Source organism: Streptomyces sp. WAC05292 (assembly GCF_003949955.1).
In the GTDB taxonomy this organism is placed as follows: domain Bacteria; phylum Actinomycetota; class Actinomycetes; order Streptomycetales; family Streptomycetaceae; genus Streptomyces; species Streptomyces globosus.
Genome location: NZ_RPSE01000268.1, coordinates 1 through 8,772 on the forward strand (window position 1 = coordinate 1; position 8,772 = coordinate 8,772).

General features: G+C 72.2%; 7 protein-coding genes. 4 read left to right on the top strand and 3 right to left on the bottom strand.

What is annotated here, in order from left to right; all coding sequences use genetic code 11:
• Positions 1–3: 3 nt before the first annotated feature.
• Positions 4–1,545: an alpha/beta hydrolase gene (locus EF903_RS23290; RefSeq protein WP_260615818.1), complete on the bottom strand. Its 1,542-nt coding sequence runs from the start codon at positions 1,543–1,545 to the stop codon at positions 4–6.
• A gap of 272 nt (positions 1,546–1,817) precedes the next feature.
• Here EF903_RS23290 and EF903_RS23295 point away from each other — a divergent pair, with 272 nt between their 5' ends.
• Genes EF903_RS23295 through EF903_RS23305 form a run of 3 tightly spaced genes read left to right on the top strand, consistent with a single transcriptional unit; the run spans position 1,818 to position 4,884 of the window.
• Complete coding sequence (locus tag EF903_RS23295; protein WP_260615819.1) at positions 1,818–2,252, top strand: hypothetical protein; 435 nt, start codon at positions 1,818–1,820, stop codon at positions 2,250–2,252.
• Between the two features lie 35 nt (positions 2,253–2,287).
• The gene (locus tag EF903_RS23300) at positions 2,288–4,357 is read left to right on the top strand and encodes a hypothetical protein (RefSeq protein WP_125546191.1); all 2,070 of its coding nucleotides are present in this window, start codon (positions 2,288–2,290) and stop codon (positions 4,355–4,357) included.
• A gap of 8 nt (positions 4,358–4,365) precedes the next feature.
• Complete coding sequence (locus tag EF903_RS23305; RefSeq protein WP_125546193.1) at positions 4,366–4,884, top strand: hypothetical protein; 519 nt, start codon at positions 4,366–4,368, stop codon at positions 4,882–4,884.
• 26 nt (positions 4,885–4,910) lie between these two features.
• On the opposite strand, the gene EF903_RS23310 is transcribed toward EF903_RS23305, so the two are convergent.
• Positions 4,911–6,785, bottom strand: a complete 1,875-nt coding sequence (locus EF903_RS23310; protein ID WP_125546195.1) for a long-chain fatty acid--CoA ligase — start codon at positions 6,783–6,785, stop codon at positions 4,911–4,913.
• 707 nt (positions 6,786–7,492) lie between these two features.
• A complete protein-coding gene (locus EF903_RS34275; protein WP_185902780.1) occupies positions 7,493–8,209 on the bottom strand; it encodes a hypothetical protein in 717 nt (238 codons plus the stop codon).
• A 132-nt stretch (positions 8,210–8,341) separates the two neighbouring features.
• Here EF903_RS34275 and EF903_RS23320 point away from each other — a divergent pair, with 132 nt between their 5' ends.
• The gene (locus tag EF903_RS23320) at positions 8,342–8,713 is read left to right on the top strand and encodes a hypothetical protein (RefSeq protein WP_125546197.1); all 372 of its coding nucleotides are present in this window, start codon (positions 8,342–8,344) and stop codon (positions 8,711–8,713) included.
• Positions 8,714–8,772: the final 59 nt, after the last annotated feature.

Sequence of the window (8,772 nt, forward strand, 5' to 3'; positions counted from 1 at the left end):
CCCCTACGCCACCCCCGGGCACGACCGCGTCCCCGACGCCAGGTCGCCGTCCACCAGGAACGCGTTCGCGTATGCACGGACGCACGTAGACGCTGTGTAGGCGGTGTGGCCGTCGCCCTTGTAGTCCAGGACGACCGCCGAGCCCAGGCGCTGTGCCGTCTCCTCCGTCCACCGGTACGGGGTGGCCGGGTCGCCGCGGGTGCCGATCAGCAGTATCGGCGGGGCGCCCGGGTGGTCGATCCTCCGGAGGAAGTCGGTGCCCGCGGGCCGGCCGTAGCACGCCAGGACCGTGCCGAGTTGGCGCGGGCCGAAGATGCGCGAGGCCTGGCGGAACCGGTCCCGCAGTCCGGCGATCCGCCGCTCCACCACGGCGGGCGCGGCCTTGTCGCTGCCGCGATCGGGGTCGTCCGCGCAGTTCACGGCGGTCATGGCGGCCTCGGCGTTGTCCGCGGGAACGGGGTCGGGGTCGGGTACGCCGTGCTCGGCGTCGAGGTCGGACGGAAGGTCCTCGGCGGGCGTGGCGAGACGCAGCAGGCCTGTGGGGTCGTCGTGGTGTTCGACCCGGGACAGGGCATCGGCGAGCGCCGGCCACGACGTACGGGAGTACAGGGCGGCGGCGATGGCGGCGGCGGCGTGCCGGCCGGTGAAGGCAGCGCCGTCCGCATCGACGAGAGGATGCACGTCGAGGTAGGCGACAAGGCTGTCGGCTCGCTCCTTGGCGGCTCGGGCATTCGTCCCGTACACGCAGCCCTCGGCGCGGCGGGTGCACCAGGTGAGGAAGTTCTCCAGCGCCTGCTGCTGGCCCTCGGCGGAGACGAGCGCCTGCTCGGTCAGCGTCTCGACGAGGGTGTCGACGCCATCGAGGACCATCCGGCCGACGCGGTGCGGGTATTGGGCGGCGTAGACGGCGCCGAGGCGGGTCCCGTACGAGAAGCCGAGGTAGTTCAGCTTCGCCTCGCCGAGGGCGCGCCGGATCAGGTCCATGTCGCGGGAGACGTGCACGGTGCCGATGTACGGCAGGACCCGGCCCGAGGCGCGCTCGCAGCGTTCGACGACGGCGCGCAGTGCCGCCAGTTGCGCGGCGGCGTCGCCGCGGGCCGCCCCCGGGTCGGGTGCCATGGAGCCCCCGCAGGTGACGGGGGTGCTGCGGCCGACGCCCCGGGGGTCGAAGGAGACGAGGTCGTACCGCTTGCCGAGGTCGGCGAAGGCCTTGGCGTCGGCGGCGAGGCCCTCGACGCCGGGGGCGCCCGGCCCGCCGAAGTTGAGGACCAGCGATCCGAGGCGCTGTGCGCGGGGTCCGCTCGCGGGGATGGAGGCGAGGGCGAGGTCGATGGTGCCCTTGGCGGGGTCGGCGTGGTCGAGCGGCACCGCGAGGGACCCGCAGCGCATGCCGTCCGGTACGGGCTGCCCCGGGCAGGGGCCCCACCGGATCCGGGACGCGGCGGGCGCCGCCGCGGGGGTCGGCCGCTGCGGGTCGGCGGGCAGTACGGCGAGGGCGAGCAGGCAGGCTGCGCCGACCACGGCGCCGGTGCGGGCACGGTGCACTGCACACTCCTCGGGCCGGCCCCCCGATCCCGTCAGCCCACGATAGGCGCCACGCCCCGCGCCCGCCCCCGGAGCAGTCGCGATCTCCTCCCGCCATGGCCTCCACCTGCGACAATGCGCCAAACGGGCGACTACACTGTCGGGTTCCGGACATCTCAGCGACCGCATCCGCGGGACCCCGGAGACCGCCCCGCAGCCCCTGGTAGCGTCGCCTGAAGTTGCGAACGCGACGCGAAGACGGGCGCCGGCAAACAGGCCGACGGGGGGACACCATGGGTTTCGAACAGGACTGGCGCCAGGCGCCGGCCACCGCATCCGAGCACGGGCCGATGCGGCTGAACTCCGGGCCGCCGTCCGGGCCGCTCCTTCCCGGCACCCAGGACTTCGGATCGGCGCCCGCCGAGAAGAAGGCCGCGGCGAACACCATCGAGAACGACCTGGAACCGAGCACCAAGAAGGCCGGGGACCATGCGGACGAGGCGTCGAACGGCACGGTCAAGGCCTTCGACGGGTGGAGCACCTCGGCCGGCCTTAAGAAGGTGCTGGAAACCTGGGACCGCCAGGTGACGGGGTTGATGGGCAGGCTGGCCTCCGAGAAGACCGCCTTGCGCGGGACCTCGAACATGTTCCTGCGCAACGACATCACGACCGGCGAGGGATTCAATCTCGTGAAGCCCGCTCCGGACTCGAAGCTGAACGGGATCTGAGGGGCGGGACAGCCGTGTTGACGTATCACGAGGTCATGACGACGGACTTCGGCCACCTGCTCACTGCCGCGACCAAGTGGGACGCCATGGCCGGTGAGTTCAAGAAGGTCGAGGAACGCTACCGGGACAGCGTCCAGAAGATCACCATGGGCGGGCAGGCCTGGACCGGCGTGAGCGCCGGTGCAGCCCACACCAACTTCGCGGGCACCCGCTACGAGTACACGGCCGCGCAGACGCAGGCGAAGGCCATCGCCGGGCTGCTGCGTGACGCGCACGAGCAGTTCACCGACCTGAAAAAGAAGGTCGAGTCGGCCCGCGACGACGCGGTGAAGGCCGGCATGAAGGTCTCCGACGAGGGCCGGTGCACCTTCGACTACTCCAAGGCGGACGCTGCCACAGCGAACGCGGCCCGCCACGACCCGGACCTGAAGAACACCGAGAACGCCTGGACACAGCACATCGCCAGCGCGGTCAAGGCTCTCGACGACGCCGACCAGGGTGTGAAGATCGCACTGGAGGCTGCCTGCGCGGACGGCTACGGCGACAAGAACGACACCACCCTGGGCACAGGCTTCAACGGTGCGGCGCAGGGTGACGTCGAGGTGTACGAGGCGCGGAACGCCGAGAGCATCGCCACGCGCCTGGCTGGCGGCGAGAAGATCCCGCCGGCCGAGATGGCGGAACTCCAGCGGTCCTTCCGCGACAACTCCGGCAAGCCCGAGTTCAGCCAGGTGTTCATCAGCGGGCTCGGGGCGAAGGGCACGATCGAGCTGACGAACCGGCTCAGCGACGAGATCCACGTCAGGAACCCTGCGAACAAGTCGGACTACACGGATCTCCAGAAGGGCCTGGGGGCCACGCTCGCGTCGGCGACGAAGGACCCGAACTCGGAGACGTACAAGAAGTTCCGGGCCGAGATGCAGAAGGAGGGGCTGAAGCGCCGCAACACCTCCTTCACGGACACGCGACTGGAGAAGGTATACGGCTACCAGTCCCTGGTCACGCTGATGAGCCAGGGCGGCGGGGACTACTCGAAGCAGTTCCTGCACGACGTTGGCGACGACATCATGAAGGCGGAGAAGGACAAGGACGACATCTGGGTCATGAAGGGCGGTGAGTACAGCGGGGAGCGGACCGGCTGGTTCGCCAACGACCCGATGGACGGCCTCCTCGGGGTGATGAGCCACAACCCGGAGGCGTCGGCGTCGTACCTGAAGGACGAGGACCGGATGAAGCACCTCATGGAACGGAACTGGGAGGTGGTCCTCAAGGCGAACGAGCACGGCAACGCCGTCCACTACTCCCCCGAGCTCGACAAGGACGACCGGGCGGGCTTCTCGGCGGCACTGCTGGCCGGCGCGACCGGCATCGACCCGTCCTCGGACAACCCGAAGTTCGTCGAGCACTCCGCCGACAACAAGGCCGTCTTCAAGAACGCGATCAGCGAATTCGCGGAGGCCGGCGACGACCTTCCCGAGTCCCTGCGCGAGCCGATGTCCACCATCCTGGTGAACCACTCCGGCACGGTGCACGAGGTCACCAGCAGCGTGGACATGCGGTCCCTGCCGGTGGAGCAGAACGACATGTACGAGGTCATCAAGCAGGTCTCCAAGGACCAGGAGGCCTACGGAAACCTGAACGTCGGAATCAACAACGCCATGGTCCGAGAGATCCACGAACCGGGCCAGAAACACCCGGAGGAGTCCCTCCTGCGCGCCGCCCGCACGGTGGGCTTCCTGGAGCAGGCCCGCACGGACGCCGTCGGACCGGCCGAACAGGCAGCCTGGAACGACAAGTGGATCTTCGATACCGCCATCAGCTACCTGCCCGCCTATGACTCAGAGGTGCAGGCCGGATTCGACTACGTGGTCGACAAGTGGCTGGCGGATGAGCAGAAGCACATCGACGAAAAGTTCACAGACGGGACCTACAAGGCGTTCCAGAAACGCAACGAGCAGCTGATGGCGCTGACCGACGAGTGGGTGAAACTGCACGACGCAGGCGCCGGCCGCTTCAAGTACGAGCACACGGTGGACACAGCCTCCGGAGCTGGTGCGGACCGCGCCAAGGCCGTCGCCCCGCCGGAGAGCGGGGCTGCCAAATGAGGCGGGCCTTGACTTCGGTCGCTGCGGGCGGCGCCCTCGTGCTGTGCCTGATGGCCTGCGATACCGCTGCCGAAGCCATCCCCGAGACGATCTGCGGCACACCCATCTCCCCGGACCTGTCCGGTCCCCTGCTCCGGCCGCACGGGAAAATCGCCGAGGGCAATCGAGTGGACCGGCACAAAGCCCGGACCGCCCCCTGTGTGGTGACCGTGGATGGTAAACGCGCTCTCGATTTCCGGTTTGCGTTTCACGACGGCCCACCAGGGGACCTGATGGCTTACTCCCGCGAGAGCTCTGTCATCGGGCTGACGGAACCCGCCCGAGTGGATCTTGGCTTCGAGGACTCCGTCCTTGGCAATGAAGGCGCCACGGCCACGGCCCGGTGCAAGACCGTAACAGGCGACCACTTCACCCTCACGGTGCAGGTGGAGCGGGCCGACAAGCTGAAGCGCGATCTCCGGCCCGCCGTCGAGGCGTTCATGCGCGCCTACATGGCGGAGACCCTGAAGACCCTCGGGTGCGGTTGAGCGGTGTCGCGGATGGGGGTGCGTCTTCAGCGCTGCCGGTACAGCGCGTCGATCTCCGCCGCGTAGTCGCGGACGATCGCCGTGCGGCGGAGTTTCAGTGACGGGGTGAGGTGGCCCCTCGCTTCGGTGAACTCGCCCGGCAGGACCGCGAACCTGCGGATGGATTCCGCGCGGGAGACCAGGCGGTTCGCGTCGTCCACGGCGCGTTGGAGTTCGGCCAGGAGGTCCGGGTCGCGGACGAGTTCGCGGGTCGGGACGCCTTCGCGGCGCCGCATCGCGCGCCAGTGTGCGAGGCCCTCCGGTTCGAGGGTGATCAGGGCGGTGACGTACGGCCTGTTGTCGCCGACGACGAGGCACTGGCCGACCAGGGGGTGGGCGCGCAGCCAGTCCTCCAGGGGGGCGGGGGCGACGTTCTTGCCGCCGGAGGTGATGATCAGGTCCTTCTTGCGGCCGGTGATGGTGAGGTAGCCGTCGGCGTCGAGTTCGCCGATGTCGCCGGTGGCGAGCCAGCCGTCGGGGCGGGTGGGCAGCTGTGCGGTGTTCCAGTAGCCGGCGAAGACGTGGCGGCCGCGGAGGAGGACCTCGCCGTCGTCGGCGATGCGGACGGCGGTGCCGGGGAGGGGCCAGCCGACGGTCCCGAGGCGGGGTTTCTGCGGCGGGGTCACCGTACTGGCGCCGGTCGTCTCGGTCAGTCCGTAGCCCTCGAAGACGTCGATGCCGGCCCCGGTGTAGAAGGCGGCGAGGCGCCGGCCGAGGGGTGAGCCGCCGCTGATGACGTAGCGGACGTGGCCGCCGAGGGCGGCGCGGATGCGGCGGTAGACGAGGGGGTCGTACAGGGCGCGGGCGGCTCGCAGGCCGATGCCGGGGCGGCCGTTCTCGGCGGCTTCGCCGTAGCGGCGGGCGATGCGGGCGGCGCGGTCGAAGGAGGAGGCTCGGCCCATGCGCTCGGCGGTGGCGCGGGCGGTGTTGTAGACCTTCTCCAGCACGTACGGGATGGCGAGGAGGAACGTCGGGCGGAAGCCGGCCAGGTCGGCGAGGAGGTCGTCGGTGCTGATGCTGGGCGCGTGGCCGATGCGGACGCGGGCGCGGAGGCAGCCTATGGCGACCATGCGGCCGAAGACGTGGGAGAGCGGGAGGAAGAGGAGGGTGGAGGCGGGCTCGGTGGTGGCGGAGCGGAAGACGGGGTGGAGGAGTTCGACGGCGTTGTCGGCTTCGGCGAAGAAGTTGCCGTGGGTGAGGACGCAGCCCTTGGGCCGGCCGGTGGTGCCGGAGGTGTAGATGAGGGTGGCGACGGAGTCGGGCGTACGGGCGGCGCGACGGGCGTGGACGACGGCGTCGGGGATGTGCTCGCCGGCCTTGGCGAGCCGGGCCAGGGCGCCGGTGTCGAACTCCCACAGGTGGGCCAGCCAGGGCAGGTTGGCGCGTTCGGCGCTGATGAGGCGGGCCTGGGTGGTGTCCTCGACGGCGCAGGCGACGGCCCCGGAGTCCTGGATGATCCAGCGCGCCTGGAGGGCGGAGGAGGTCGGGTAGACGGGGACGGTGACGAGTCCGGCGGCCCAGGCGGCGAAGTCGAGCAGGGTCCATTCGTAGGTGGTACGGGCCATGATCGCGAGCCGGTCGCCCTCGCGGAGCCCCTCGGCGATGAGCCCCTTGGCGACGGCGCGCACCTCCGCGGCGAACGCGGCGGCGGTGACGTCGTGCCAGGTGCCGTCGGGGTGCTTGCGGGAGAGGACGACGGTGTTGGGGGCCTCGCGGGCGTTGTGGAAGGGGATGTCCGCGAGCGAGCCGCCGGCGGGGACGGCGGCCAGCGGGGGGACCTCCACCTGGCGCACGACTCCGTCGACGACGGTCCGTACGGGCTCCACCGGCTTGGGGGCGGCCCGCATGACGTCCGCGTTCATGGCGCTCTCCTCCGCTCGACACGGGAGTTACCGCGTTACCGCCGGTAATTTACGCACCGGTAACGGGGCGGGGCCAGACCCCGGTGAGCGGACTTGGCGGAGGAAGGGCGGAGGAACGGGGAAGGGCCGCGACCCGGGCCGCCGCCGAAGCCCGCCCCGTGCCGCCGCCGAAGCCGGCCCCTAGCCGCTGCCGGGTCCCGGCCCAGGCCGCTACCGGTTCCGGCCCGGTGGGCCGCTCTGACCGGACGGATCCGGCTCCCGTGCTCGGCACGAGCCGCTGCCGGTTTCGGCATGGCCGCGCCCCCTGCGGCGCCGGCAGGGAGGCCGACCGGCCCCGGGCCGCGGCCGGCCTCCCGGCCGCCGGCCGTACCGATCCCGACCGCCGCCGGCTCCGGCCCCGGACTGCTGCCAGGTTCCTGCCCGGCCGGTCGCCCGGACCGAACGGAGCCGACGCCCGGGCCGGCACAGGCCGCTGCCGGATTCGGCACGGCCACGGCCCCGAGGACGCCGGCAGGGCGGCCGACCGGCCCCGGGCCGCGGCCGGTCTCGCGGCCGCCGCCCGTACCGATCCCAGGCGGCGCCGAGTTCCGGCCCGGCGGCCGCAGCCGCTGCCGGATGCGGCACGGCCGCACCCTCGGCGCCTGCGGGGCGGCCGGGGGTGCGGCCCGTTTCCGGCCGCCGTCGGCCGCCCCGTCGGGTGCGCCCCGTCAGCCGGGAGCGCGGGTGCAGGTGTGCACGGATTCGCTGCCGCCGCGCTCGCGGTGGACGATGCGCAGCACCCCGTCCCGGTAGGTGGCCTGCAGCTGCTGGCCGTCGCTGGTGCCCTTGTGGCCGGGCGGCTTCCACGGGAGCAGCAGGGAGGCGCCCTCTCCGACCTCCTTCGGAACGGTGAGGGCCTCGCCGCCGGTGAGCCGGTTGATGCCCTGGGGGGCGGTGTGGACGTCGATGCGCAGGTGGCCGCCGCGGAGCAGCCAGAATCCGGTCCAGGTGACGGGCTTGCCGTCGGGTCCGTCCCAGTCGATGGTGAAGCCGCCGTTGCCGCCGCCGTCGGCGAGGACGGTGACCGTTCCGGTGGCGGTCCGGCCGCCGGGCGTCGTGGATTCCAGCCGCCACCTGCCCTTGATGAACGCGTCGAACGCCCGGGTCAGCACCCCGGCGGTGGTCGGGCCGGGCTCCGCGCCGGCGGTCCCGGAGGGCGTCGCCGGTGGGACGGTCGAGGGGGCGGGCGCCGGGCCCGTGCTGCCGGACGGGGCGGGCCCCGTGCCCGGCCCGCCCGTGCCCGCCGTCTCCGCGCCCTTGCCCGTGCAGGCCGCCGCGAGGGCGGCGCTCGCGCCGAGCGCGAGGTAGCGCAGCGCGTTCCGCCTCCCGATCAGCCGGGCCGCCGCCCGGGCCGCCCGTATCTCCCGCATCGCCTTCATCGCCATCAGGCCCCCGTTTACTGCTCGTTGGACAACGGCCGCCGACTATAGGGCCGACCGCCTGCCGGAACCGCGCCGGGGGCGGGCGGCGTCTTGCGCCCGTACCGGGCGGCCGGAGAGTGGAGGGGCGCGCAGGTCATGGGCTTCCGACGCGACAGCGCGAGCGACGACTACGCCGGCGAGGACAAGGACGAGGACCAGGGCGATTACAGCGACTGCCTCCCGGGCGACCGCGGCTGCCTGCAGTGGGTGCTGGGCGTGCCGCTCGGGCTCGTCTACCTGCCGGCGGCGTACCTGTGCCTGCTCCTGCTGCGTGCCGATCCGGCGCCCGACGACGTCCGCCTCCGGGACGACATGGAGGTGCAGGCGTACGCGGTCATGGGCTTCGCCTTCGCCGGCCTGCTGCTGTCGATGCTGCCGGTGTACCTGCGCACGGTGAGCCGCTGGTGGTACGCCGTCCCCGTCGTGCTGGGCCTGGCCGCCTGGCTGCGGACGGCGGCCCCGGGGTGAGCCCGGGGCGCCCGCGGACAGCGCCGCAGCCCCCGCCCGGACGGGGGCGGGGGCTGCGG

What these genes read in the sequence shown, in the direction of transcription:
- EF903_RS23295 (WP_260615819.1), top strand. Translation starts at nt 1,818, where the DNA reads ATGGGTTTCGAACAGGACTGGCGCCAGGCGCCGGCCACCGCATCCGAG.
- EF903_RS23300 (WP_125546191.1), top strand. Translation starts at nt 2,288, where the DNA reads ATGACGACGGACTTCGGCCACCTGCTCACTGCCGCGACCAAGTGGGAC.
- EF903_RS23310 (WP_125546195.1), bottom strand. Translation starts at nt 6,785, where the DNA reads ATGAACGCGGACGTCATGCGGGCCGCCCCCAAGCCGGTGGAGCCCGTA.
- EF903_RS34275 (WP_185902780.1), bottom strand. Translation starts at nt 8,209, where the DNA reads ATGGCGATGAAGGCGATGCGGGAGATACGGGCGGCCCGGGCGGCGGCC.
- EF903_RS23320 (WP_125546197.1), top strand. Translation starts at nt 8,342, where the DNA reads ATGGGCTTCCGACGCGACAGCGCGAGCGACGACTACGCCGGCGAGGAC.